Here is a 26,339-nt window from a genome sequence, read left to right as displayed (position 1 = left end):
ATTCGCCGCTTATGTCAACATAAGTGTACATTGACATTGCCAACTCTCTATTTCTAAGAATAAATCACTGAACCACATTATCGATAAGAACAAATAATGATCTGTTCTAGTATTAAATCCTAATAAACACATCGCTATAGAAATAACAAAAGGTACATATTTATGGCTAATTGGGTTACTGGAAATGTTGTAGAAGCAAAGTTTTGGACAGAATCATTATTTAGTTTGGTGATCAATGCACCAATTAAACCGTTTACTGCAGGACAATATGCCAAGCTCGCACTTGAAATTGATGGAGAACGTATTCAGCGTGCATATTCTTACGTCAATGCACCGAGTGATAATCAACTCGAGTTCTATTTTGTTATTGTTCCCAATGGAAAATTGAGTCCAAAACTTGCACAACTACAACCTGGTGACGAATTACAAATAACCGATGAAGCAACAGGATTTTTTGTCTTAGATGAAATACCTGAATGTCAAAACCTCTGGATGCTATCTACAGGGACGGCAATCGGGCCATTTCTTTCGATATTACAAGAAGGCAAAGGACTAGAACGTTTTAAAAACATAGTGTTACTTCATGCAGTTCGCTACCACAGAGATCTTAGCTATTTGCCACTGATGAAGAAGCTAGAACAGCAATATCAAGGGAAACTGCAAATCGTCACCGTTGTCAGTCGTGAACATGCCGAAGGCTCATTACAGGGTCGAGTACCTGCATTAATCGAAAATCATGCGCTTGAAGAGGCTGTCGGTATACCACTAAGTCCTGATACCTGCCATGTGATGTTGTGTGGTAATCCTGAAATGGTACGAGATACGCGCGATATGCTGAAAAATAGCCATGGAATGGTTAAACATTTACGCCGTAAACCAGGTCATATTTCTAGCGAGCAATATTGGTAAACTTTAAAACTCAAAATAATAATATGATTTTACCGCTTCTTTACCTGTTTTAAATACTTCAAACTGAGGAAGCGGATATTTTATCTAAAATATGGGCAATGACTCGTACAACCTTAAAATGAAAAAAACCAATAATGATGTCATTGCACCTAATCCTGATACAATAAGAGCATCCAAAGAATGAGTGAAAAAAAATGACGCAACCGATATTTCGTTCAATTCAAATTATCATCGCTATTTATGCACTTAGTTTGTCCCAAACGGCATTAGCCCAAAAAGTTCCCACCTTACCGGACACTGACTTTGAAGTGGCTTATTTAGCACCTGATGCGCCTTCATTTGATCTCACAATCCCTCAGCTGCGTACTCAGTTTAATCAACATAATCCAGATTTGTATCTACATGAATATAAAGTAATTGCGAGTCAGGATATTTCAGCACCCTATATTCGTGCAGCATCCCGTATTAACCAACAAATATATTCATCTGCTGTTTTAGAGCGGGGTAGTGAAAAAATAAAGAGCCTACAAATCACCCTGCTCCCAAGCTCTAACGAAAAAGAAGCCCAAGAAAACCAGCAGCTGATGGAACGCTATATTATTGCCTTTATTAATCAATTTGATCCTAATGCTTCTTTGGATAAAGCACCTGAATTAACCTCAGCCTTAACTAAATTCATGACCGATAAAAACCCAAATCGAGCTGAAGAAGCCAGATTGGGCACTTTGCGCTATATTTTAGTAAAAAGTGATAATAATGTGCTTACTTTTGCTGTTGAACCGATTAAGCTAGAGCAACAAGCACCCTAAACTGATAATGATCACAATGCTTAGGACATGCATGATGAAAAGCAAAGCTATTCCTAAGTATTGTTTTTATAATGCCTATAATTATCTTACTTAGAACTATCTGATTACTATCATTATCTAACAATCAGATATCTTAAATAAGTTAGGATATGCAGTGATGGTGAAAAAATTTGTCTTATTATGCGAAAAACAACAACTGCATAATATATAACTTACTGATTAATCATTTAAATCTCAGGTTGGAGGAAACAACATGCGACATCCTTTAGTAATGGGTAACTGGAAACTAAACGGCAGCACCCAAATGGTCATTGATCTAATCGCAGGCCTGCGTAAAGAACTTAGCAGTGTTGATGGTTGTGATGTAGCAATTGCACCACCAACTATCTACTTAAACCAAGCAAAACACGCCGTTGCTGGTAGCCGTATTGCATTAGGTGCACAAAACGTAGATGTAAACTTATCAGGCGCATTTACTGGCGAAACGTCAGCTGAAATGCTTAAAGATATTGGTGCTAAATATATCATTATTGGTCACTCCGAACGCCGTACCTACCATAATGAAAGCGATGAATTCGTTGCTAAAAAATTCGCGGTATTAAAAGAACAAGGTTTGATTCCTGTGCTGTGTATCGGTGAAACTGAAGCTGAAAACGAAGCAGGCAAAACTGAAGAAGTTTGTTCTCGCCAAATCGATGCTGTCCTAAATTTATTAGGTGCTGAAGCATTCCAAGGTGCAGTTATCGCTTATGAACCAATCTGGGCTATCGGTACAGGTAAATCAGCAACCCCAGCACAAGCTCAAGCTATCCATAAATTTATTCGTACTCATATTGCGAAAAAAGATGCGGCAGTTGCAGAACAAGTCATCATTCAATATGGTGGTTCAGTTAATGCAAGCAACGCTGCTGAGCTATTCACTCAGCCTGATATCGATGGTGCTTTAGTCGGTGGTGCATCACTGAAAGCAGATGCTTTCGCCGTGATTGTCAAAGCAGCCGCTGAAGCAAAAAAAGCAAAATAATTGCTTTGATAACACGCATCAACAATTAGCCGTCAGTCATGGCGGTTAATTGTTTAATTAATACCATTAAAAACCAACCTAATTATTATCTATTTCAATCTAATATTAAGTAAAATCAAATAATTAAAATAAAAAACAGTCAAAGATACTCATAAATAAAATACCAATCCTTATCACAAAAATGAAAATAATTAGATGTAAATTATTCTCTATTCTTATCCTCTATTCCTAGCAAAATTTAATTTTAATTCACCAATATAGTTGTTTTTAATTTCTATCATTCCCTAAATTATTCCTGTTCTACCTATAGCCAAGAATTGTGGACATCATTTAAGGCTTAGCATTAAATCGATGTTGAGAACATTCAACACAGACAACCTTTAATAACAATCAATGATGATTAACTCAGTATTTTAACAAGGATGATTATGAAATATATAAAGGGTCTCATTTTAGCTATCATTACCCTCTTTCCCCCCATCACTCTCTCTCAATTAAATAACGATTTTTGGCGAATAAACACCGATACTTATATCGAGATTGAAGAATATCAAGGACAACGAGACGCCTTTAAGAATAAAGTTTTCGATAAAGTCAGTATGATTGGTGAGTTAAACCTTAGAAATCCTGAATCTAATTGGCGATTCGCACTTGAACACCGAGAGTCCCTTAGAAATTACGGCCGCAATTTTTCAATGTCTCGAGGATCTTATATTCGTAACCGTACACAATTCGGTAGCACATATCAATTAGCCCAAAATGAGACGTCACAACTTAGTCTCAATTTCACTTATCGAAAAGAATCTAATGATTCCGCCCCAAATACCTTAGCTCATTCCTCTCATAGCTTATATTGGTTGATGCCAGCAGCAAGTTATCAGTTTAATGAAAAATGGTCTTTGGATTTTTGGACTGCTTTTTATTATTACAGTAATTATCACCGTTCAAATAATCACGAATGGGAAGCCCAATATAGTATTGTTTATCAATACGCTCCTAAAATAAAAGGAATACTCTCGTTATACCATGACCGAGTTTGGGCGAGCGGTTTCACAAATACTTTTTCACAAGACCAAATTCGCGGCGAACTTCCAATTACCATTAATCAAAATTGGCGTATTTTTCCTTATTTTCGCTACTACTTAAGCGAGCATGCCTATAACAGTGCGCAAGTTCTCACTCAAAAAATCAAAAAGGGTTATCGATTAGGTGCAAGAATCGAATACAACATCACGCCTAAATTAATACTATGGAGTGGTTTTGCCATTGAACCCACAAATTGGCAATATGCTAAATATAATAAAATAACCTCAGGAAATAATAATAAACAAACCTATTACCTCAGCCAACTCGGTGTGCAATATCAATGGCAATAAATAAATGATTTATCATTTTCTTAATTTAAGATAAAAAACAAGTCACATGGCCACTAAATGTGACTTTCGTATTTATCACTATTTTCATCTGTTTTATATGACACAAAAATTACTCTTAGTTATTTCAGCAGTATAAAAACAAAAATTTAATCCTTTAATTAGACGAATAATTTATTCAACTATTTATTCAGCGGAGATCACATAACAAGATAATTCCAAAGTGAAATTATTCCATATATAAATCAATTATTCACTTATATAATTATCATATAAATCAATCAAATAATTAAGGCATCATAATTCATCAGACTAGGTTCTATTCTTATAAATCTCAATTTGAGAATAACTTTAACTGTGATTTATCTCACATCATAAATAAGAGCGGCTACTTATTATCCATCGAAAAATAACTAAGGAATAATAAAATGAAAAAACTCGCCTTACTTTCTGCCTGTATTTTTAGTGCGATGTCGATAGCAGAACCGATGACGCAAGCACAGTTGGATGATTTATGGAAAGATAAACAAAAATCAGCTGAAGAAATTGTGAAAAACATGTCTGAGGCTGAAAAAATTGGCCAACTATTCATGTTAGATTTCAGATATTGGAATAAAGATAAGAATGGTGAACCCGTACCATTCCTAGCAATGAATGATGAAGTATCTAATGTTATCAATCAGTACCATTTAGGATCAGTAATCCTATTTCGTGAAAATCTAATTGATACGCCACAGACGGTCGATTTAATCAATAAGCTCCAATCTTCTCGTAGTAACCTTCCGTTATTCATTGGTACTGACCAAGAAGGGGGCTATGTCACACGCCTTCGCGTTGGAACTGAAATGCCCGGTAATATGGCGCTAGGCGCAACACGTAACCCCGCACTGGCAGAGTTAACCGGTATGATCCACGGATACGAACTTTCAAGTCTAGGCTTCAATATCAACTTCGGCCCAGTTGTTGATGTAAATAACAACCAAAATAATCCTGTTATTGGCGTGCGTTCATATTCCGATAACAAATCTTTAGTGGAACAGCTATCAGTCAATTACATCAAAGGTATTCATAAATACAATTTATTGACGTCATTAAAACATTTCCCAGGACATGGAAATGTCTCTTCCGACTCACATGTTGACTTACCGGTTGTCAATTCCGATGCAAAAACCTGGCGTTCAACCGAGTTGCCACCATTTAAATATGCTTTGGCCCATGGTGCTGATGCGGTCATGACTGCGCATATTATTGTTCCAGCCCTTGATAACCATAAAATCAAAACACTTACCGGTAAAGAAGTTGGCACGCCCGCCACGCTTTCAAAACCTATTTTGCATGATATTTTACGCGAAGAACTCAAATACGATGGTTTGATTATTACCGATGCCATGGATATGGGTGCCATTGCCGATAATTTTGATATGAACTGGGCTGTCGAAACCTCTTTGCTTGCTGGCTCTGATATTGTCCTCATGCCAATAAAAATGTGGGATAGCGCAGCGGTAACACGCCTTGATAACATGTATCGCCACCTAGAAGAACAAGCTGAAAAAAATCCTGAGCTGAAAAAACGCATTGATGAATCGGCAAAACGAGTGGTATTGAAAAAACTTCAGCAAGAAATTACAGCTCAGCCTATTGATTTAAATACCGCACAACAAGTTGTTGCCTCAAAAAGTCATAAAGATCTCGAAAATATGGTTTCGGAGCAAGCGGTTACACTGATTAAAAATGAAAAAGTACTGCCTTACCAATTGAAATCACAAAATAATATTTTAGTTATTTCAGATGAAAGCCCACGTAATACATTAATTCAGAAACATCTAAACGATATTGCTAACGAAACTAACGTCAATATTCAAAGTAGTGAACTCGTTGTAAAACTAAACGAAAACACGCTGACTAAAAGTGATGTAAAAAAATTAGTCAAAGACCAAGATTTAATCCTACTGACGACTTATAACCTCAAAGATACACCCACAAATGCGCAACTCATTATTGACGAAGCGAATGCGAGTAAAACACCATTAGTGGTTATTTCATCACGCAATCCGTATGACATTGCTTATTTGAACGACGTAAAAGCCAATATTGCCATCTATGGTATTACAGGTTTTGATGTCACGAATAACAATCGTAACTCACTGGAAACTAATATTCGCAGTGGCTTACGCACTTTATTTGCTGATAACAACGCACAACCACTCAATCCACCAAAAGGATTGTTACCGGTGAATATCAAAAACCCTAAAGGCGACAAAATATTGTTCCCTTATGGCCACGGTGAAACATACAACACCGCCCAGTAATTCTTCAACGCTCTACATTAATAATACGTACTCATAAAAATAAGCATTAATCAGCCTTTATACCTCAACCGGTATAAAGGACTGATTCTGACATCCTTAAAAAAGGTGTCTCATAAAAATAAATGTATATAAGTAATTAAAATTAAAGGGTTATTATGAAAACTTCACTGAATGGTTTACTTTTCCTCACTGCTACTGGGCTTGCGACATCTGCTTTTGCTGCGGACCAAGTCAATAATGACTACTGGCGTATTTCGTCTAACGTCTATATGGAATTAGAAAAATTCGAAGGCCACCACAACTCTAAAGATCGTAAGGTTTATGATAAAACTACCATGATTGGACAACTATTTTTATCCAATCCTGAATCTAAATGGAGTTTCTTCCTTGAACATAAAGAATCATTAAGAAGCTACAACCATAATTTTTCAACGTCGAAAGATTCATTTATTCGTAACCGTACCCAAATTGGGGCAACACGCAAAATGTATTCAAGTGACCTTGGGCAATTTAATCTTAACGTGACTTACCGTAAAGAATCCAATGACTCTGCACCTGGAACGCAAGCGCGTCCATCAAATACACTCTTTTGGCTAATGCCTAGCGGTACTTATAATTTTAATGATAAATGGGCCTTTAACTTCTGGGATGCATTCTATCATTATGACAATTTTCATGCCGCAAACAGCTACGAATGGGAATCTGAGCACGGTATAGTGTATAAAGTAAATGATTCAGCAACAGCTAAATTATATATGTATACCGACTGGACTTGGGATAAAGACTTTAATAAGACATGGGAACAAAACCAAATTCGTGGTTACTTTCCAATTACCCTCAATCAAGATTGGAGTGTAATGCCTTATTTCCGCTACTACTTAAATGAGCATAACTACGACAGTAATCAACGCACAACACAAAAAGTAAAAGACGGTTACCGCGTAGGAACTCAAGTATTCTATAACCTAACACCAAAACTCACACTGTGGGGCGGATTTGCGGTTGAACCAAGTACTTGGGAAAATCCAAAAAATGCAGGTATCACGTCTGGTAGCAATAACCGTCAAACTTTCTATCTCGGACAGTTAGGTGTGAAATACACTTGGCAATAAAAAATAATTATGCCACGGCCTAATTTAAAGTAATCACAAAGTCACACTACAGACTGTATAGTCTGGTGTGACTTTTATATTTATTAGATTTTAAAAATAACATGACTAAATTGTAATAGAGCTGTCAGGCTATTTTATAAATCCTTTTATAGAATAAATGCAAATCAAATGCATTATCAAACAGTTATTATAAAAGGACATATCAAAATGAATTTTAAAAAACATCTACTCTCTGCCATTATATTATCAGCCGTCACTATTCCCACTCTCGCCCTAGCAGCAGATAGCTTAAGCGTTCACATATTAAACCAACAAACAGGGAAACCAGCCCCCGGTGTTGAAGTTACGTTAGAGCAGAAACAAGCTAATAATTGGAAAATTCTAAATTCTGAAAAAACAGATCAAGATGGCCGAGTAAAAAAATTATGGCCTGATAATGTAAAAACTGAAATCGGAAATTATAGAGTCACGTTCAAAACAGGAAAATATTTTGCTGACAATAATCAAAGTAGCTTTTTCCCAGAAATTCCAGTTGAATTTAATATTAGCGATCCTGAGCAGCACTACCACATTCCATTATTACTAAGCCAATATGGATATTCGACTTATCGTGGTAGTTAATCTCATTTTATAAACAAAGCCGTTCTTCGACTGCCCCTCGTTGGCGGGGAGCGGTTCAAGCATCTAACTATCCAACCAACAAATACTCTAAACAAAACTCAGTAATACTCTAAATAATTCGAATTACAGCTAGGCGGCTAGTGAGCGAACCTTTAGGAGCATACATAAGTATGTGACTAAAGTTAGCGAATGAAGCCAACAACGCTGTAACTCGAAGTATGACGAGTATTCGAGATTAACGACGAATAATATCGTCAAACACCCCCCCATTCGCAAAATGGGTTTTCTGGGCTTCTGTCCAACCACCAAAGTTTTTATCAATAGTCAGCAATGCTAGCTGTGGAAATTGATGTTGATACTTTGCCGCAATGGCTGGATTACGCGGTCGATAAAAGTTTTTAGCCGCAATTTCTTGCCCGTCTGCTGAATATAAGTATTTAAGATAAGCTTTTGCGACCTCTCGGTGATCACGTTTATCGACCGTTTTATCCACTATTGCTACTGATGGCTCCGCTAAAATTGAAATACTTGGAGTCACAATTTCAAATTCATCTTTCGTATCTAACTGACTCGTTGCTAACAACGCTTCATTTTCCCAAGCAATTAAAACATCGCCGATACCACGCTCAACAAAGCTATTCGTCGCACCACGAGCTCCTGAGTCGAGAACTTCCACATTTTGATAAAGCTCTTTCACAAACTGTTTTGTTTTTTCAGTGTCTTGGTTATTTTTATCTAATGCATAACCCCAAGCGGCTAAATAATTCCAACGTGCACCCCCTGATGTTTTCGGATTTGGCGTCACGACAGAAACATCTTTACGAATTAAATCATCCCAATCGCGGATATTTTTAGGGTTACCTTTACGTACTAGAAATACAATTGTTGAAGTGTAAGGTGCTGAATTATCGCTTAACTTACTTCTCCAATCTCGTTCTATTCGGCCACTCTTAGCAATAGCATCTACGTCATAAGCTAATGCTAATGTGACCACATCAGCTTCTAACCCATTAATCACTGAGGTTGCTTGTTTACCGGAACCACCATGAGATTGGCGCACAGTAACTGTATCGCCAGTTTTTGCTTTCCAGTATTCACTAAAGGCTTGATTATATTGCTGATAAAACTCTCGCGTCGGATCATATGACACATTTAATAACTGAATATCCTTCGCCCATGCACTTGTTGCCAAAACCATTGCGGTGAGTATGAATAGTAATGCGGTGGTTAATTGAAATTTTTTCATCTGCCATAAATGTACCATTGTGCCATCCCTCATCGAATTAATTACAAGGTCAGGCTGACAGATAGTATCGATAACGGGAAATAATTAAAAAGTTAAACTTATGCATTTGGGGAATATATGAACACATAAAGGAGGCAAATAAGTTTGAACCGAAGAGCGATATGAATATAAAAATGGTTTGAAAATAGACTAAATCATTCGAGCTACAGCAAGGCGGCGTATGAAGCCAACAATGCTATAGCTCGAAGTACATAAAACTGATTTGCAATAACAGAGGCAAAAATTAGTACAGTTTTTTCGCTGTATCGAACCAATCTTTCTTAAAGACGCGTTTCATGTTCATAACGGCATCAATAATATCATGGTGAATTAATTTTTCATTTTGGATACCGACACAACGGCCACCATAGCCTTCAAGTAGCAATTGGATTGAATAAGCCCCCATACGCGAAGCCAATATACGGTCATAAGCAACCGGTGAACCACCGCGTTGAATGTGGCCTAACACGGTAGCACGGGTTTCATGGCGGGTTTGCTCTTCAATATATCTTGCCAATTCTGCAACATCACAAACATGCTCAGTAATCGCAACAATGGCGTGGCGTTTACCTTTTTCAATACCGCGTTTAATTTCTGACAGCAGCTCTTCACGATCAAACGCCATTTCTTGCTCTGGCAAAACTAAGAACTCACAGCCACCCGCAATTGCCGCAGATAGGGTCAAATCACCACAATAACGCCCCATCACTTCAACGATTGAAATACGTTTGTGAGAAGTTGAGGTATCACGCAAACGGTCAATCGCTTCAACAACCGTTTCTAATGCCGTGAAATAACCAATGGTATAGTCTGTTCCCGCCACATCGTTATCAATAGTGCCCGGCAAACCTACACATGGAAAACCTGCTTCTGTTAGTGCTTTAGCTCCTAAATAAGAACCATCACCACCAATAACCACCAGCGCATCAATATGATTTTTCTTCAAGTTATCAACGGCAATGGCGCGAACTTTTTCATCACGGAATTGCGGGAAACGAGCAGATCCTAAGAAAGTACCACCGCGGTTAATCATATCCGACACACTGTATCGGTCTAATTGCTTCATACGGTTTTCATATAAGCCTAGGTATCCATCGTAAATACCCATGACTTCTAAGCCTTCACCTAGTGCAGCACGTACAACACCACGAATTGCAGCGTTCATACCTGGTGCATCACCACCACTCGTTAAAACCCCGATTCTTTTAATCTGTTTGACCATGATGACCTCTGATTAATGAATATAAATTGCAAATCTATAAAAAGGATACGACTTACTCAGTTATTCTAAACTTAATCCTATTGTAAATCGCCAAAGCTGAATTGATTCACCTACTGACATAATACGGTAAAGACAGGATTATGCATCTGCTTTCCATCAAGATTTTCAGCTTTATACTCAAAATAATTCAAAGTACATATAAACAGCAAGCGAAGATATCCCGACAAACAGACAAAATTATGTATTCAATAACATAATACTAGCTCATGAACCCATGACTTGGAAAATAATGCGTTAAAACAATCCCCTTAAAACGCGGGTTCAATATACCGATTGTCGCCTTAGTTCGAAACAAAAATTAAGTGACAATGATAACATCGAACTTAATCTAACGCTGTATCCATCAAACAAAAAAGCACCTTAACGGTGCTTTTCAAATAAAACCATCATCATGATGAATTAAGTATAAAAGTAACGAGTCAAATGGAAAAATACCGGCGCAGCAAAACACAGAGAATCAATTCTATCTAACATTCCGCCATGCCCTTCAATAATTGCGCCAAAATCTTTAATACCACTATCACGCTTAATTGCTGACATACATAACCCACCAACAAATCCCATCAATGTAATCGCTAAAGACATCAGCCCGGCAACCCACCAACTAAATGGGGTCACCCAATATAAACAAATACCAATAGCAACCGAGGACAGTATCCCACCCAAGAAACCTTCTATCGTCTTATTTGGACTCAGTTTTGGCACGATAGGATGTTTGCCAAACAATTTACCAAAGACATACTGTAGTACATCTGAAATTTGAGTTACAACAATAAGAAAGAGTAATAATTTAACCGTCTCACCTTCGTAGCCTTGAATATTCAGCATCAATAATGCAGGCACATGACTTAAACAGAAAACTGTTACCAACATTCCCCACTGGATCTTTGCAGTACGCTCAAGAAAATGAAAAGTATCCCCAGCCAATGCAATTCGGGTCGGTAAAAATAAGAATACGAAGACCGGAATGAAAATAGAAAATAATCCGTACCATTCAATCCCAACTAATACATATTGCAGAGGAATAAAGACAAAGAAACACCAAAATAGTGCTTCATGGTCACTACGTCTGGTAGGGGTTAAGGTAATAAATTCACGTAATGCAAAAAATGAAATCAACGCAAATAAAACCACAACGCCAATATTACCGAGCACAACGGCGAGAACACAAATAATGCACATCACCCACCATGCCCGAATTCGCGCATTTAAGTTATCAATCGTTGGATTACTTTTCTCGCCTGAATACCGATAAGCCAGTATTCCACCAATGATACTCGCCACAATCAGTACGCTAAATACGCCTGATAATAATAATGATAATTCGCTATCCCACAGGCTCATGGCATTAATTCCTCAAGGGCTTTTTTGGCACGCAGCAAAAAATCTGATTTACTTTCATCTTCCATTAATGGTGCCAATGGCTGACCCACTGTCGCAGAGCAAATAACGGGCACAACGAGTTTAGACCCTTTAGGCAATACTCGATTTAAATTTTCTAAATACACAGGTACCACCTCAACATGAGGGTATTTTTTAGCTAGATGATAAATACCACTTTTAAATTCGCTTAACGCTTCGCCATCACCGCGAGTTCCCTCTGGAAATAAAATTAACGAATGTTGCGATTCTAATACAGCTTCCAATGGCTCTAGCACATTCCCTGTTGCGGGTTTGTCCCCTTTTCTATCAATCAAAACAGCACGAAAAACCTTATTCACCAGATAACGACGAAACGGAGTTTTATCCCAATAATCTTTAGCAGCAACGGGATGAACAAAGTGACGCATAAGTGGCGGTAATCCTGACCAAATCACCAATCCGTCAAGGTGGCTTGAGTGATTTGCATAATAAATTCGAGAAGCCATTGTAGGCTGACACCCAACCCAACGGGTACGTACCCCAGTCAATAGACGGCAGGTCCCCGACAACAGCATTCCCATTGTTTTAGCTAATAGAGAAACTCGCTGTACTTTTTTCATCATTTTTCCTTGCGATCGCTTTCGCATAGTGACGTCCTAAAAATTAATGGTCAGTCACGAAGGCGCAATATCAATGCTAAATCAGCAATTCAGAGTCATCATTTTAAATAAGATAGATAGCTGCCTAGCAGAGTACAACTGGGTAAGTTCTGATTTATTCATTTAGAGGAAAAATAGGAGGGAGCCAATCAGATAATATGTATAAAAAATCTATTTCTTCGATAAATAGACACTAAATAATTCAAGGCGCATGTCACTGATATAGAATCAGCAGCTATGCACCTTGAGGTATAACTGAATAATTAAATATTATTTTTTATCAGCAGCGATACGGTCACGGATATTTTGTGCACGTTCTGTTGATGGTGGGTGAGAATCAAACATACTTGTTTCATTGCTACCCATTTTTGCTAATTTCTCAAAACCCGTCACTAAACCGTTAGTGCTAACACCACGTTTTTTCAACAAATCATAAGAGAAATCGTCTGCTTGGCTTTCTTGGTGTTGAGAGAACTGAGAATTAACCAGTTTCTCACCTAAAGCAGCAACTTGAGATGCGCTCAGTTGTTCAACTACGCCACCCGCTGAAGCAGCTGCGGTACGTGCAGCAACGGTTGCATAAGCCACTTGCATCGCTTTACGTGTGTGACCTAATGCTACGTGGCCCATTTCATGGCCCAGAACGCCTTCAACTTCGTTATCGTTCATCACATCCATCAGACCACTGTAAACACGTACACAGCCGTTAGCCATTGCCCATGCATTCACATCTTCAGTTTGATAAACTTTATAATTTACTGGAACGCCATCAACTTCATTACCTAATGCTTTAGCAATTTTATCTAAACGCTTAGCGTACTTACTTGAAGCTGGTGCAATTTTGTTTTGTGCATCCATTTCTTTACATGACTGATCACTAAGTTGTTTAACATCAGAATCTGACAATGTAGCTGCTTGAAATAATTGCATGCCTGAGTTAGTTAACATCCCTTGGTCTAAATTTTTACAGCCAGTTAAAACGACAGCAGAAACCGCTATCGCAACAAGTGCTTTCATTCTCATGTTTCATATTTCCTATAGAATATATACAACAACTATTATTATTAGTAATGCTAAAGACTATGAATTCTGTTAAAAATAACAATAGGAATAAAGCCATAATTAGTCATAATATGATTTTGTTATCATATTTACGCTAATAGCAGAATTTACCAGATAAATACCTCACCAATCACACATAATTAGAGTAAGTTGCTACTAATAAAAACGCTAAATTCGTGTAATTAATCAAGTCACTTAATAAACAATTCAATAATACAAAAATCACGATTCAATTGTTGTGACGTCGTAAATTGCAACGGCTGACAATTATTTGTCACCAATAAGGTTTCAAACCCTTTTAATGAGTATTGCTCCATATTAATGACTATATCGAGCAATTTTGTATGATTAAAAATTAAAACATGGCTGGCATCGCTAATCCAAGACATGACAGATTGTGCATTCAACCACTGTAAGCGAGCCCTATATTTTTGCGGATTATAGATCAGATTAAAATCGCGAATAGCGCCATCAACAAGCTCCGCATACACCTCGCTTTCACCATGGAATGCAAAAAATTGTTTTTGCTGTAAGGTAATTGGTGCCTTTTTATCTACCTGTAACGTCAAACCAACTCCCTCTAATACGCCAATAATACGCTGCCTATCAGGGAAAAAAGAAAATGCACCCGCCGCCTTAACATCTGCAATAGAAATACGCCAATCAAAATCATCTAAACCTTCACCATGACTACGCGCAACTTCTAAAGTAAACCCTTGACCATTTTTCCATGGCATTTTTTTATAATCTTGTTCTGTTAAAACTTGGATCATGACGTTTACCTATTTTTCGATGAATGATTTAGATAAATAAAAGTAATACTGTCGATAAAAATTAATCAATAATTTGCATTAAAATGATCTTAAAGATTAGATGACTTAATTGATTTGAATTGTAACTTTAAACCAAGAGAATTAACGATTTTTATAATCGTTGTAAATGCTGGATTACCTTGCCCCGATAAGGCTTTATACAAACCTTCACGACTCATACCCACTTCTTTTGCAAGTTGGCTTATATTTCTGGCTCTGGCAATATCACCAAGCGCTGCAAGCACTAAAGCAGGATCGCCATCTTCTAAAATTTCATTGAGATACATTTGTATTTCTTCTTCACTATTTAAATGTTCAGCAATATCATACTCTTTTAACTTAATGGTCATAGTTTCTCCTCGATTGCTTTGAAAATTTGTTTAGCTTTAACAATGTCTTTCTGTTGTGTCACTTTATTTCCACCATTGATTAGAATAACAACAACATTATTTACTTTCTTCAAATAAATACGATACCCTGGACCTTCATGTATTCGTAATTCTGAAAAACCATCACCAATTGCTTCAACATCCCCGAAATTTCCATTTTTTAAGCGCCTAATTCGAACTTGAATTTTTGTTTTCGCTCGAATATCTTTAAGATCTTTCATCCAACCATCAAAGATATCTGTTGTAAGCACACTCATCATAAGACCCTCCTTGTCTTTTGGTACTATACTAATGAGCCTTTAGAAATTGTCAACTACAGTTAACACTTATCTATTTACAGGCAAAAAAAAAGCCCCTAAAAGGGGCTTAAAAGACAGGGATGGTGTCTATGGCAAGGAAAAACTTCATTTGTTGCTACTTCACTACTTACATTTTGAAACTCACTTCACGACTTAAATCTCACTTATTTCACTGCTATATTCTTTTACTATTGCATCGCTTGATATTCAGCCATTTTGTGCTGATGAATTTGTTCAAGTTGAACTTTCTGTTCAGGCGTTAATAACTGGTATAATTCATGGTGAATACGTGCCATTTCCACACGTTGTTCCAGTTCTTTTTGCAATCGCTTTTCGATTTGTTCACGGACAGCTTTATCATCAAAGCTATCTGCGATAATTAATTTGTGTAGTGCTTCACGTTCTTGCACTAAACCCGAGTTATCAACGCGATAATGCCGCTGTGTAGCCATTAAATCTCGTAATTGCTGGCGCTGTTTTTCATTTAACGTGATACCATTAAACAGGAAAGTACTTGCGCGCTCTTCATTACTAAACATTTCATGATTTTGAAATGGAACTACAACTTGAGAATTTGCTGAGGCAGATTGTTCAGGTTGCATTTGTAACATTAAAGGGGCTTCCCCTTCACGGACACTAGCATCGTTTGCTGGGATTTCCCCAAAAGCGACTGCGGGTCCGAAAACAAATGCAGAGGCTAAAACTAATACTGCTGTTTTATGTGCTGTTCTATGCATTTTAGACACCTTGTTTCCGAACTGTGCTCGTGATTCAATGTGGACAACTATACGCTGGTGGCTGCAAACTAGCGTCAGAGCTTGTAAAAGAACGTAAAGTCATGGAATCGTGAAGATTGTTATCGTATTTTGGTAGCCGGAGGACTTAAACAATGCATAAAATCCTATTAGTTGATGACGACCGTGAACTCACGTCGCTATTAAAAGAATTGCTGGAAATGGAAGGCTTCAATGTTGTCATCGCTTATGATGGTGAACAGGCATTACAGCAAATAGACTCATCAATTGACCTACTATTACTTGATGTCATGATGCCAAAGAAAAACGGTATCGAGACATTAAAAGAGCTGCGTCAATTACACCAGACCCCAGTGATCATGTTGACTGCCCGTGGCAGTGAACTCGATAAAGTATTGGGATTAGAATTAGGGGCGGATGATTACCTTCCTAAACCTTTCAATGACCGTGAACTTGTCGCTCGTATTCGCGCCTTACTACGCCGCTCAACTTGGAGCGAGCAGAACCAAGGTGACAATAGCAACACGCCTGTGCTGCAAGTTGATAAACTGCAACTTAACCCAGGCCGCCAAGAAGCGAGCTTCGATACCGAGATTCTCGATTTAACCGGTACTGAATTCACGCTACTGTATTTATTAGCACAACATTTAGGGCAAGTCGTTTCGAGAGAACACCTCAGCCAAGAAGTGCTTGGAAAACGCTTAACACCGTTTGACCGTGCCATTGATATGCACATCTCAAACTTACGTCGAAAACTCCCAGAGCGTACAGACGGTCAGCCGTGGTTTAAAACCCTACGTGGCCGCGGATACCTGATGGTTTCAGCCACATGATCAACAGTTTAACCGCAAGAATATTTGCGATTTTCTGGTTCACCCTCGCACTAGTGCTCATGCTAGTGTTGATGGTGCCCAAGCTAGACTCACGGCAGCTCACTGTTTTGATGGAAAGTGAGCAGCGCCAAGGAGAAATGCTTGAACAGCATATAGAAGCAGAACTCGCACAAGCGCCGATGAATGACCTCCTTTGGTGGCGTCGTATCTCAAACTCCATCAAAAAATGGGCACCACCCGGCCAACGCCTCATTATTGTGACCAGTGAAGGTCGCGTAATTGGTGCGATGCCGAGTGAAATGCAAGTCATTCGTAACTTTATTGGTCAATCGGATAACGCCGACCACCCGAAAAAGAAAAAATATGGCCGAGCAGAAATTATTGGCCCATTCTCGATTCGTGATGGTGAAGATCACTATCAACTCTATTTAGTTCGTCCAGCCAGTAGCCCACAATCTGATTTTATCAACCTACTGTTTGACCGACCGTTTTTACTACTGATTGCCACAATGTTAATCAGTGCGCCATTATTGCTCTGGCTATCATGGAGCTTGGCACGACCTGCGCGAAAACTGAAAATGGCGGCAGATGACGTCGCGAAAGGTAACTTACGGCCTCATCCAGAACTTGAATCCGGCCCACAAGAATTCCTCTCAGCAGGTAACAGCTTTAACCAAATGATCAGCGCCTTGGATGGCATGGTCAGCGCCCAACAACGTTTAATTTCTGATATTTCTCACGAATTACGAACTCCACTCACCCGTTTACAACTGGCAACTGCCCTATTACGTCGTCGCCATGGGGAAAGTAAAGAACTTGAACGAATTGAAACCGAAACACACCGTTTAGATAGCATGATCAACGATTTACTCGTGCTATCGCGTAGCCAACACAAAAATGAAATTCTTCGAGAAAACATTAAAGCCGATGAACTTTGGGGCGACATTCTTGACGATGCTAGCTTTGAAGCAGAACAGATGAACAAAACCTTGGACGTCACCTCGCCTCCGGGACCTTGGTCGCTGTACTGTAATCCATCCGCTGTTGGTAGTGCTTTTGAAAATATCGTCCGAAATGCTTTACGCTATTCTCATTCACATATTGCAGTTGATTTTAAAGAAGAAAATAACGGTGTCTTAATCACTGTTGATGATGACGGCCCAGGAGTTAGCCCAGCCGATCGCGAGCACATTTTCCGTCCATTCTACCGAACGGATGAAGCGCGAGCGCGAGAAACCGGTGGAACAGGCTTAGGCCTCGCCATCGTCGAGACCGCAATCACTCAGCATAAAGGTTGGGTAAAAGCCGATAATAGCCCATTAGGTGGATTACGCTTACAAATTTGGTTACCCGAACACGGTCGCTAGCCCTTATTTTAAATCGTTACCAAGCCTTCAACTTTTAATACAATAGTTATTAAAAGTTAAAGGCTTTTTTTATTTCATTATTTAATATAACTACAAACCATATTATTAATACGCTTATTGATCAGAATATTCTTATAATCGCCTATTTCATCAACCACCAAAATAACTCATCAATATATAACCCTATTTTACTCTAATTAATAATGACGCGATCGAACAAAAACGCATTAAATGCGTTCAATTCAAAACATAAAGTAATAGCTAATAAGTATTACTTTAATTATTAACTAGTTAACTCATATAGTGAGTAATGTATTAATCTGATACTCTTAAAGAGAAAAAATTATTAAATGTAAATTTCAGGATTAATTAAAATCAAATGGCACGCACTCCCAAGCCAACTTAAATTTCATACGTATATAATAAAAAAAAACAATTAGATACTCCTAATAGGAGTTTAAAATAAATACAATTTTATTTTTTATAACCCATTTAAATATTAGCCGAACTTAACTTCAAATGGACTTATCAATGAAAAAAAACAAGCTCACTCAGCTGATCATGTTAGCAGTACTAGGCGCATTCAGTAGCAGCAGTCTCGCTGGCGGCCTAGTTGTACCCGATAACAACTTGCGCAGCGACCTCGCTTGGCTTTCAGAACGTAATGTAATTCAAATCAGCCTTTCAACATGGCCCCTTTCTCAGGAAGAAATTACGCGTTCGTTGAATAATGCCAACATCACCAATGATGAGCAGCTGGCAATTATTCAACGCATCAAGAAAAAACTTGGGAACAGCAAAAATAGTGTTCAGCTAGAAACCCATTTAGCCTCTGGCAAACCGTCAATGCCACAAGGGTTTGGACAAAGTGAATACAGCGATTTTCGCTATACTGTTTCCGGTAATTACAGTACCGACGACGTTGATTTAAACCTCAAAGCTAATGCAGAACGTGCTTTGCGCGTTGAAAATGGCTCTGACTACAACCTTAACGGCTCTTATGGTGGCGTTAAAGTTTGGAACCAATGGATAAGCTTTGGTGAAATCCCGCAATGGTGGGGACCGGGCCATGATGGTAGCTTAATCCGCACCGATGCCGCGCGCCCTGTCACCGGTTTCTTAATGCAACGTGCCGACCAAAGCCCATTTGAAACTCCATGGCTTTCATGGATTGGTTCATGGCAATACCAACTTACCGCAGGCCAAATCAAACAGTATTCATCCCAACCTAATACTAAATTGATTGGTCTACGCATGACAATGAACCCAACTGACTTCTTTGAACTTGGTGGTTCTCGTGTGGTGATGTGGGGAGGCGATGGCCGCCCAAATAGCTGGAACTCGTTCTGGAATGCCATGGGTGGAAAAGATAATACCGGTGACTACAATGACGACCCCGGCAACCAACTCGCTGGCCTTGATTTTAAACTAAAACTTTATCCGCTTATTGATTTGCCAGTGAGTGTTTACGGGCAAATGGTCGGTGAAGATGAAGCCAATCTGTTCCCATCGAAAAATGCTTTTATGGGCGGTATCGAGGGATATCATACCGCTTGGGGCCAACCATTGAACTGGTATATTGAAGGCGCCAATACCCATACGGAATGGGATAAAAATGGCGTGATGTATCGCCACTTTATCTACAAAGACGGTTATTACCAACAAGGCGCGCCATTAGGCCATGCGATGGGTGGCGATGGGCGTATGTTATCTGCAAAAGTTGAATACACACTTGATGATGATAACCGCGTCAGTACCCGTTTAGTCTATGCGAAAGTAAATAAAGAGAGCTATCCACAAAATAGAATCTTCCCAGAATCTGAAACCATCAAAGGGGTCGATTTAGGTTGGTGGCATAATTTTGATAGAGACATTAGTACAGACGCCAAAGTGTGGGTTTCGAAAACTGACTATGACACTCGCGACGATCTCGGTGCGTCAGTAACAGTGAACGTGCCGTTTAAGTGGTAATACTTATTTAAAATCCGCATTATAAATAGTCTCTCATCACGGACAGCGATACTCGCCGTCCGTGTTTTTGATTAAATATTAATTTTCGTTCCACTTTTTCTGATTAAAGTAATTAAATCTAACAATTATTAAGTTAATTAAAATCATCAATTTCAGCTGTTATCAATCCTATTTTACGCCGAACCAGTGTATTGCTAGCATATTAAATAATATGAATAAAATGTATCCATAATAAGCGTAATGATATTAATAGGTTAACTTAAGTTAAACTCGGGTTAATATTCGACGTCATTTTAAGAGTTATAACCTGATAATTTAAAATAATTTATCCAATTAATACTCACCTCTAAGACTATTCTCTAACGTTATTTAAGATATAGTCTCTATGTATATTTAATGGTATTATTAACCGCTTTTTGCTTGACCCTGCTAGCTAGCAGGATTAACCTTCATCGGTTAAAAACAATAAGAAATGTTTATCAATTGAGCGATTCAGCCAAAAGTGCAACAATTTCAATTGATAAGCATTAATTTACAATTCAAATGGTGCTCTGGGACCCGACAACCCAGTGCGGTAGCTATGGATTAAATTTTATATGAAAACGATTATTACATATGGGACTTTTGATTTGTTTCACGTTGGTCACATCCGAATTCTAAAACGACTTAAAGAAATGGGTGACAGATTAATTGTTGGTATTTCATCTGATTCATTTAATAATATAAAAGGGAAAAAATCTTTTTTTTCTTATGAAGAGAGAGCCGAGATAGTTCTCAGTTGTAAATATGTTGATGATGTTTTTCCAGAGAATAATTGGGAGCAAAAAGAAAGCGATATTATCAAATACAGTGCAAATATTTTTGCTATTGGGGATGACTGGAAAGGTAAATTTGATCATTTGAAAAAGATATGCGAAGTCATTTACTTACCTAGAACAGAAAATATATCTACTACGGATATAAAAAAACAACTTTCAAATATAAGTGAATCAGAACTAAAAAAAATAGAAAGTTATTTATCTCAGGTCAATGAAATAATAATTGCGATTTCAAGGTAATATGAATATATCACTTAAAAAAATAAAATTTGGATTACTATCTTTGCTATTCCAAGTTAATCATAGCTTTCAAATAAAGAAAAAAAAAGTAAATTCTGAATCAGTGTATGTCATTAGTTTAACTTCATATTTTAAAAGGCTGAAAACATTGCATATAACATGTGAAAGTTTACTGAGACAAACATTGCCCCCAAAAAAAATATACGTATGGTTAAGTCAGGAGGACGTAGATAAAGCAGGGGGCATACCGCATAAAATGAAAACCCTTGAAAATAGAGGCGTGATAATCATCATAAAAAAAGAAAATATATATTCATATAAAAAATTATCGTATTTCAATGAAATAATTGATAATAAAATCACTCACATTTTAACTGCTGACGATGATATTATTTACCCAAGATATTGGTCATCTAAGCTAATAGAGACAAGTATAAAGAATAATTGCGTGTCCTGCTTTAGAGGGCATAATTTCGAAATCGAAAATGATGAATTTAATTACAATAAATTCATCAATAATAATACATCAAAAAACAAACCTAGCTTCAACCTTATTCCAACTGGTTGCTCTGGTATTTCATACCCTATAGCCGCATTAAATAATATCATTATAGATAAAAAATTGTTTTTATCTCTCGCGCCACAAGCCGATGACCTATGGTATAAAGCAAGTTCTCTACTAAATAATTACAAATGCTCTAGAGTAGAAAAAGAAAATATTCATTTCCCAATACTCCTCTCATCTATAAAAGATTCTTTATATTCCAGCAATGTATTTGAAAATAGAAACAACATTCAATTGAAAAAAATTGTTAACCATTTTAATCTTCATAGATTCTTCCTCTAAATAATATGAAAAAAATAAAACAGTACTTAATCAACCTACCTAATAATAACATATTAGCTGAAAAAGCCTTATTTTTTATTAGAAAATTTAAAAAGAAAAAAAAACCATCAAATCAATCCCATCATAAAGATATTGTTTTTAAAAAAATGAACTCTTTAAGTATTCAAGTTTTTCCTTTCTTTGGTACTCTACTGAGTCTTTATAGAGATAAAAACATATTATTTGCTGATGATTTTGATTTTGCTTCGACTGATTATAATATATTTACATTAAAATTTATAACTGAGTTAGCTGCTAACGAAATAGAACTTATAGCTATTTCAGTGGTTAACAATCAACTTGTTGAGTTATCATTTAATCTAAATGGCGCAAAAGTCGATATTTTTCATTTAAAAGAAGAAAATGAATGTTTAATACATGAGTGCCCTAATTTCAGAAAGGAGCGAGCACAAAAAGAATTTACATCAATAGAAAGAAATATTTATAAAACTTATTTTAAGGTTAAGTACCCTAAATTTGAATTAAAAAGAGATGCCGTCTCTGGAATGCTAATCCCTGATAAATGCGAAGAAATATTCAAAAGCCATTATGGGAATGAGTGGATGATACCCAAAAAAAGCAATTTCATTGATTACTCTAATTATCAATTTATTGATAATGAAAGTTATAGCGCCTTTGGTAGTAGCAAAAACTTAATAATCTTTATGTTAGAAAACAAACTAATAAAATAAATGAATATAAATAAAACCTCATCTAGAATAATAAGGAACTTTACTCATTTATTATTTTCCAATGTGTTAATTTTAATTTTACCTTTTATATACTATCCATACTTAATAAAAACCATTGGAACAGAAAACTATGGGTCAGTTATTTATACGCAATCTATTTATCTACTTCTTTCTATAATAATTCAGTTTGGATTCTCAATATCAGCAACAAAAGAAGTGTCTTTAAATAGAAATAATAAATATAGATTATCTACTATTTTTTTCTCTATCGCACTAATTAAACTAGTTCTTTTTTTAATTATAACCATTATTTCCTTATTTGTACTTTTTCTTATATCTATAAACACAAGTATTGACACGAAACTTCACTTAAGCTGTCTTATTTATTTAATTGGTGATTTATTTTTTGTAAACTGGTTCTTTCAGGGGATAGAAAAAATGTTTTTTGTATCTCTTGGAACCCTTATCTATAAATTATCTTTGTTGGCTTGTGTATTTATTTTCATTGGAAAATCTAATGACTATATCTTATATACATTGATTTTTTCTCTCTGCTATATTATAGGAAACTTCTCTCTATTTATCCTATCAATAATTAAATTTAAACTTTATACATTTACTTTTCAAAAATCACTATTCTTAAATCTTATAACCGACTCATGGCAGTTTTTTCTTTCACGTTTATCATCTGTATTTGTTGAACGGTTTAATATTCTTTTATTAGGTTATAGCAACGAAAAGCAATATGTGGCGTTTTACGATTTAGCGATTAAATTAGTTGGTATTGCACAATTACCATTTAACTTATTTAACCAAGCTTTTTATCCTAATGCCACAAGAGAAAAAAATACTAAACAAGTATATAACATTATAAAGTTATTAAGCCTTTTAGCCATTTTCGGAATAATTTTAACATTTATTTCAGCGCCTTATATTATATCTCTCTATGTTGGCGAAAGCATGATCCAGTCAGCATCAATTATTAATATATTAATAATTGGCATACTAATTAATGTCCCATCTCATTTTGTTGGTAATTGCCTATTAGCTCCATTTGGGTTAAGTAAGGAGTTTAAGAATTCAGTAGTGTATAGTACTTTACTATACACTCCAATTGTAATAGCTTTGTATTTAGCTAATCAACTAACTGTCTATACTCTATCTATTGCATATATATTTTATCTCATAATCATTCTTATCTATAGAGTTTACATCTGGAAAATGTATTTAAAAAAAAATGAAAACCAATATCTTAATCTATAACCTTACTCAAATTTTCTTAGCATCAATATTGTTTATTGCTGTTTTTATATACTTTCCATTTATGGCATTACTACTATGCATTTTAGTATTTATCGTAAATAAAAATATTAAAGCTTTATTTATTTCAATCTCTCTTTTTTTGTCGTTAGTTACATATACTTTGGATTATCACAATTACTACCCAGATGTTATCCGATACTATAGTGAATATGAACACAATATTTTTTATGCTCTCATTAAGTTAAAATTATATCGATTTTTTGTTTTTTCAATAATGCAATCAATAGGATTGAATGCTTCTTTTTATTCTTTTTTTTCTATATTTATATTTTTTTATTTTTTATTAAAAAGCTCCCAGAATTATCTTTTAGCTATAAATCATAAGCTAGATACTATAAAGAAAATAATTTTATTTTTAATTATTATACTATCAGGAGTCCCTTTTACTATTTATTTTTCTTTTGAAAACATGCTTGCTATTGTTATTTTCAATTATGCCATTTCATGTTATTGCTTAAATAATAAATATGCTTTTTCATTTTTTGTTTTTTTATCACTACTAATTCACAGTTCTGTAATTATACTTATCCCTCTATTTTCTATCGCTATTTTACTCTATAAAAAAAAGATTAAGATAATATCTACAATTATATGTCTAAGCGCTTTTTTTTCTATAATCACATTTCTCCTTAATTTCGAGGTAAATACTGGGATTGACTTCATCGATTCTGTATTTGATAAAGCATATAGGTATGGTAGTAATGAATGGTCTGTATTAACGACAAGCGAATTATTGCATTACATTCCTATAGTTTTATTAAAGATAGCAATAACTTTAATTATTTCCTTAAGTATAATTAAAGACAATAAATATACTAAAATAAATGTACTCATATACTTTTCCATAATATACTCACTAACTATTTTGTTTTTTATATATAATAGAATGTTCTCAATTCGATTTGGTTGGTCACTTAGCTTAATTAGTTTTATACTCATATACATTTACAGCATGGATTTTATAACAAATAACTTAAAAAAATTAATTGTTATACTAATTGTACCTGTTTGTTTAATTTCAATCCCAAATTTATTTATACTTTCAAAAATAGGTAACCAGCTTACATTTAATAATGACTTTTTATTCTTTAACTCTATCTATGATTTTAATAGAAAGATTGAAATACCAAACAGAAAGACCTTAAATCAAATTGAAAAGAAAACAACTAATGACCGTGAATAAACCATATAAACTCACAATAATTATTGCCGCATATAACGTTGAAGACTTCATTAAACCATGTATTATGTCTTTCATAAAACAAAGTAGAGCTTGGTCTCAACTAATAATAGTAAATGATGGCAGTACTGATAATACATTAAACATAATATCGAATATCATCACTAATCAAAAAAATATATTTTTAGTACAAAAAGAAAATGGTGGACTTAGCTCAGCGAGAAATGCAGGCATAGACTTCAGCATTAACAACACTGATTTTATTAGTTTTTTAGATGGTGATGATTTACTATCACCTGATTATTTAGAGTCATTTCTGGCATACTATGATAAAAATACAGATATTATAGAATTTAATATTCAACGCTTTTCTTGTGATAGAAAAAAAATATCATTAATTAGAATATGTAATTCATTTGAAAATAATGAAATGAATTACAAAACATTTGAGATTGTTTTGAAAAAATATAACTGGCATGCCTGCGGTCGTTTTTTTAACTCGAATTTATTAAGTATGAATAGATTCACTATAAACAGGCGATATGAGGATTTTATACTAGTACCTCATTTGTATCTTTTAGCAAAAAAAATAAAAGCCATACCCTCCCCATTATATTTATATAGGACAAACCCAAACTCAATAACAAAAAATGCAAAACCCTCTGATATTGATGATATAATATATGGATTTAATAAGTTAAAAGAAAAATTAAATACTTCACAAGTATATATACTAAAAAAAAGAACAAGTACTCATATAACTAAGGTTATTATAAATATCCCCCAGTCAAATAGAGATGTTGCTTTTATTAAAAAAGCTAACTTTCTAAAAAAAAGTAAGCTTAGAATAAAATTACATTTTTACTCTTATTTATTTTTATTTAATACAAAACAAATCTTTAAAAAAATTCATTCACTTAGATTGCGCTAGACGGGTAATATTATGAAAATAGCAATTGCAGGTACA

24 protein-coding genes are annotated in these 26,339 nt (G+C 35.7%); 15 read left to right on the top strand and 9 right to left on the bottom strand.

Translation table 11 applies throughout. From position 1 onward, the window contains the following. Positions 1-162: 162 nt before the first annotated feature. The 7 genes from fpr (at position 163) to uraH (ending at position 8,157) form a co-directional block, all read left to right on the top strand. A complete protein-coding gene (fpr, locus tag DD649_RS07215; protein ID WP_294105154.1) occupies positions 163-909 on the top strand; it encodes a ferredoxin--NADP(+) reductase in 747 nt (248 codons plus the stop codon). A 194-nt stretch (positions 910-1,103) separates the two neighbouring features. After that, positions 1,104-1,718 carry a DUF1454 family protein gene (locus DD649_RS07210; protein ID WP_294105151.1) on the top strand — a complete coding sequence of 205 codons (615 nt, stop codon included), beginning with the start codon at positions 1,104-1,106 and terminating at the stop codon, positions 1,716-1,718. A 253-nt stretch (positions 1,719-1,971) separates the two neighbouring features. Beyond that, positions 1,972-2,742, top strand: coding sequence for a triose-phosphate isomerase (gene tpiA / locus DD649_RS07205; protein WP_294105146.1), 771 nt, complete (start codon positions 1,972-1,974; stop codon positions 2,740-2,742). Between the two features lie 428 nt (positions 2,743-3,170). Continuing rightward, on the top strand, positions 3,171-4,118 hold the full coding sequence (locus tag DD649_RS07200) for a hypothetical protein (RefSeq protein ID WP_294105143.1): 948 nt from the start codon (positions 3,171-3,173) through the stop codon (positions 4,116-4,118). A gap of 425 nt (positions 4,119-4,543) precedes the next feature. Next, a complete protein-coding gene (locus DD649_RS07195) occupies positions 4,544-6,424 on the top strand; it encodes a glycoside hydrolase family 3 protein (RefSeq protein ID WP_294105137.1) in 1,881 nt (626 codons plus the stop codon). Between the two features lie 155 nt (positions 6,425-6,579). Further along, a complete protein-coding gene (locus DD649_RS07190) occupies positions 6,580-7,536 on the top strand; it encodes a hypothetical protein (protein WP_294105135.1) in 957 nt (318 codons plus the stop codon). A gap of 207 nt (positions 7,537-7,743) precedes the next feature. Further along, positions 7,744-8,157: a hydroxyisourate hydrolase gene (uraH, locus tag DD649_RS07185; protein ID WP_294105133.1), complete on the top strand. Its 414-nt coding sequence runs from the start codon at positions 7,744-7,746 to the stop codon at positions 8,155-8,157. A gap of 235 nt (positions 8,158-8,392) precedes the next feature. Here the strand turns inward: uraH and DD649_RS07180 are convergent, their stop codons facing one another. From DD649_RS07180 to DD649_RS07140, 9 genes are all read right to left on the bottom strand, one after another. Further along, complete coding sequence (locus DD649_RS07180; RefSeq protein WP_294105130.1) at positions 8,393-9,403, bottom strand: sulfate ABC transporter substrate-binding protein; 1,011 nt, start codon at positions 9,401-9,403, stop codon at positions 8,393-8,395. Between the two features lie 283 nt (positions 9,404-9,686). Beyond that, entirely contained in the window at positions 9,687-10,664 is a 978-nt protein-coding gene (gene pfkA / locus DD649_RS07175) for a 6-phosphofructokinase (protein ID WP_294105128.1), read from the bottom strand. 459 nt (positions 10,665-11,123) lie between these two features. After that, on the bottom strand, positions 11,124-12,068 hold the full coding sequence (locus DD649_RS07170; RefSeq protein WP_294105125.1) for a phosphatidate cytidylyltransferase: 945 nt from the start codon (positions 12,066-12,068) through the stop codon (positions 11,124-11,126). Beyond that, complete coding sequence (locus tag DD649_RS07165; protein WP_336429764.1) at positions 12,065-12,706, bottom strand: lysophospholipid acyltransferase family protein; 642 nt, start codon at positions 12,704-12,706, stop codon at positions 12,065-12,067. Before DD649_RS07165 ends, DD649_RS07170 begins: the two co-directional genes overlap by 4 nt. 309 nt (positions 12,707-13,015) lie before the next feature. Then, complete coding sequence (locus DD649_RS07160; RefSeq protein ID WP_294105123.1) at positions 13,016-13,768, bottom strand: M48 family metallopeptidase; 753 nt, start codon at positions 13,766-13,768, stop codon at positions 13,016-13,018. A 230-nt stretch (positions 13,769-13,998) separates the two neighbouring features. Continuing rightward, positions 13,999-14,580 (bottom strand): HutD family protein, encoded by a 582-nt coding sequence (locus DD649_RS07155; RefSeq protein WP_336429730.1) that lies wholly within the window; start codon positions 14,578-14,580, stop codon positions 13,999-14,001. Positions 14,581-14,669: 89 nt separating this feature from the next. Then, the gene (locus DD649_RS07150) at positions 14,670-14,969 is read right to left on the bottom strand and encodes an addiction module antidote protein (protein ID WP_294105117.1); all 300 of its coding nucleotides are present in this window, start codon (positions 14,967-14,969) and stop codon (positions 14,670-14,672) included. Then, positions 14,966-15,268 carry a type II toxin-antitoxin system RelE/ParE family toxin gene (locus tag DD649_RS07145; RefSeq protein ID WP_336429727.1) on the bottom strand — a complete coding sequence of 101 codons (303 nt, stop codon included), beginning with the start codon at positions 15,266-15,268 and terminating at the stop codon, positions 14,966-14,968. The genes DD649_RS07150 and DD649_RS07145 overlap by 4 nt, the downstream gene beginning before the upstream one ends. Before the next feature lie 227 nt (positions 15,269-15,495). Continuing rightward, positions 15,496-16,044 (bottom strand): Spy/CpxP family protein refolding chaperone, encoded by a 549-nt coding sequence (locus DD649_RS07140; protein ID WP_294105112.1) that lies wholly within the window; start codon positions 16,042-16,044, stop codon positions 15,496-15,498. A gap of 152 nt (positions 16,045-16,196) precedes the next feature. Between DD649_RS07140 and cpxR the strand changes: the two genes are divergently transcribed. From cpxR to DD649_RS07100, 8 genes are all read left to right on the top strand, one after another. Then, positions 16,197-16,895: an envelope stress response regulator transcription factor CpxR gene (cpxR, locus tag DD649_RS07135; protein WP_336429724.1), complete on the top strand. Its 699-nt coding sequence runs from the start codon at positions 16,197-16,199 to the stop codon at positions 16,893-16,895. Continuing rightward, positions 16,892-18,262: an envelope stress sensor histidine kinase CpxA gene (gene cpxA / locus DD649_RS07130; protein WP_294105108.1), complete on the top strand. Its 1,371-nt coding sequence runs from the start codon at positions 16,892-16,894 to the stop codon at positions 18,260-18,262. The genes cpxR and cpxA overlap by 4 nt, the downstream gene beginning before the upstream one ends. 531 nt (positions 18,263-18,793) lie before the next feature. Then, positions 18,794-20,233: a capsule assembly Wzi family protein gene (locus DD649_RS07125; protein WP_294105106.1), complete on the top strand. Its 1,440-nt coding sequence runs from the start codon at positions 18,794-18,796 to the stop codon at positions 20,231-20,233. Positions 20,234-20,829: 596 nt separating this feature from the next. Further along, on the top strand, positions 20,830-21,291 hold the full coding sequence (gene tagD, locus DD649_RS07120) for a glycerol-3-phosphate cytidylyltransferase (protein ID WP_336429721.1): 462 nt from the start codon (positions 20,830-20,832) through the stop codon (positions 21,289-21,291). A 1-nt stretch (position 21,292) separates the two neighbouring features. Beyond that, a complete protein-coding gene (locus DD649_RS07115) occupies positions 21,293-22,138 on the top strand; it encodes a hypothetical protein (protein ID WP_294105103.1) in 846 nt (281 codons plus the stop codon). 5 nt (positions 22,139-22,143) lie between these two features. Continuing rightward, positions 22,144-22,869, top strand: coding sequence for a hypothetical protein (locus DD649_RS07110; RefSeq protein WP_294105101.1), 726 nt, complete (start codon positions 22,144-22,146; stop codon positions 22,867-22,869). Continuing rightward, entirely contained in the window at positions 22,870-24,132 is a 1,263-nt protein-coding gene (locus DD649_RS07105; protein ID WP_294105099.1) for an oligosaccharide flippase family protein, read from the top strand. 1,229 nt (positions 24,133-25,361) lie between these two features. Further along, positions 25,362-26,303 (top strand): glycosyltransferase family 2 protein, encoded by a 942-nt coding sequence (locus DD649_RS07100; RefSeq protein WP_294105097.1) that lies wholly within the window; start codon positions 25,362-25,364, stop codon positions 26,301-26,303. Positions 26,304-26,339: the final 36 nt, after the last annotated feature.

The organism is Providencia sp., assembly GCF_003533305.1.
Taxonomy (GTDB): domain Bacteria; phylum Pseudomonadota; class Gammaproteobacteria; order Enterobacterales; family Enterobacteriaceae; genus Providencia.
Note: the sequence above shows the minus strand (reverse complement) of the source record. Positions and strands in the feature narration are given on the sequence as shown.

What these genes read in the sequence shown, in the direction of transcription:
- fpr (WP_294105154.1), top strand. Translation starts at nt 163, where the DNA reads ATGGCTAATTGGGTTACTGGAAATGTTGTAGAAGCAAAGTTTTGGACA.
- DD649_RS07210 (WP_294105151.1), top strand. Translation starts at nt 1,104, where the DNA reads ATGACGCAACCGATATTTCGTTCAATTCAAATTATCATCGCTATTTAT.
- tpiA (WP_294105146.1), top strand. Translation starts at nt 1,972, where the DNA reads ATGCGACATCCTTTAGTAATGGGTAACTGGAAACTAAACGGCAGCACC.
- DD649_RS07200 (WP_294105143.1), top strand. Translation starts at nt 3,171, where the DNA reads ATGAAATATATAAAGGGTCTCATTTTAGCTATCATTACCCTCTTTCCC.
- DD649_RS07195 (WP_294105137.1), top strand. Translation starts at nt 4,544, where the DNA reads ATGAAAAAACTCGCCTTACTTTCTGCCTGTATTTTTAGTGCGATGTCG.
- DD649_RS07190 (WP_294105135.1), top strand. Translation starts at nt 6,580, where the DNA reads ATGAAAACTTCACTGAATGGTTTACTTTTCCTCACTGCTACTGGGCTT.
- uraH (WP_294105133.1), top strand. Translation starts at nt 7,744, where the DNA reads ATGAATTTTAAAAAACATCTACTCTCTGCCATTATATTATCAGCCGTC.
- DD649_RS07180 (WP_294105130.1), bottom strand. Translation starts at nt 9,403, where the DNA reads ATGAAAAAATTTCAATTAACCACCGCATTACTATTCATACTCACCGCA.
- pfkA (WP_294105128.1), bottom strand. Translation starts at nt 10,664, where the DNA reads ATGGTCAAACAGATTAAAAGAATCGGGGTTTTAACGAGTGGTGGTGAT.
- DD649_RS07170 (WP_294105125.1), bottom strand. Translation starts at nt 12,068, where the DNA reads ATGAGCCTGTGGGATAGCGAATTATCATTATTATTATCAGGCGTATTT.
- DD649_RS07165 (WP_336429764.1), bottom strand. Translation starts at nt 12,706, where the DNA reads ATGAAAAAAGTACAGCGAGTTTCTCTATTAGCTAAAACAATGGGAATG.
- DD649_RS07160 (WP_294105123.1), bottom strand. Translation starts at nt 13,768, where the DNA reads ATGAGAATGAAAGCACTTGTTGCGATAGCGGTTTCTGCTGTCGTTTTA.
- DD649_RS07155 (WP_336429730.1), bottom strand. Translation starts at nt 14,580, where the DNA reads ATGATCCAAGTTTTAACAGAACAAGATTATAAAAAAATGCCATGGAAA.
- DD649_RS07150 (WP_294105117.1), bottom strand. Translation starts at nt 14,969, where the DNA reads ATGACCATTAAGTTAAAAGAGTATGATATTGCTGAACATTTAAATAGT.
- DD649_RS07145 (WP_336429727.1), bottom strand. Translation starts at nt 15,268, where the DNA reads ATGATGAGTGTGCTTACAACAGATATCTTTGATGGTTGGATGAAAGAT.
- DD649_RS07140 (WP_294105112.1), bottom strand. Translation starts at nt 16,044, where the DNA reads ATGCATAGAACAGCACATAAAACAGCAGTATTAGTTTTAGCCTCTGCA.
- cpxR (WP_336429724.1), top strand. Translation starts at nt 16,197, where the DNA reads ATGCATAAAATCCTATTAGTTGATGACGACCGTGAACTCACGTCGCTA.
- cpxA (WP_294105108.1), top strand. Translation starts at nt 16,892, where the DNA reads ATGATCAACAGTTTAACCGCAAGAATATTTGCGATTTTCTGGTTCACC.
- DD649_RS07125 (WP_294105106.1), top strand. Translation starts at nt 18,794, where the DNA reads ATGAAAAAAAACAAGCTCACTCAGCTGATCATGTTAGCAGTACTAGGC.
- tagD (WP_336429721.1), top strand. Translation starts at nt 20,830, where the DNA reads ATGAAAACGATTATTACATATGGGACTTTTGATTTGTTTCACGTTGGT.
- DD649_RS07115 (WP_294105103.1), top strand. Translation starts at nt 21,293, where the DNA reads ATGAATATATCACTTAAAAAAATAAAATTTGGATTACTATCTTTGCTA.
- DD649_RS07110 (WP_294105101.1), top strand. Translation starts at nt 22,144, where the DNA reads ATGAAAAAAATAAAACAGTACTTAATCAACCTACCTAATAATAACATA.
- DD649_RS07105 (WP_294105099.1), top strand. Translation starts at nt 22,870, where the DNA reads ATGAATATAAATAAAACCTCATCTAGAATAATAAGGAACTTTACTCAT.
- DD649_RS07100 (WP_294105097.1), top strand. Translation starts at nt 25,362, where the DNA reads ATGACCGTGAATAAACCATATAAACTCACAATAATTATTGCCGCATAT.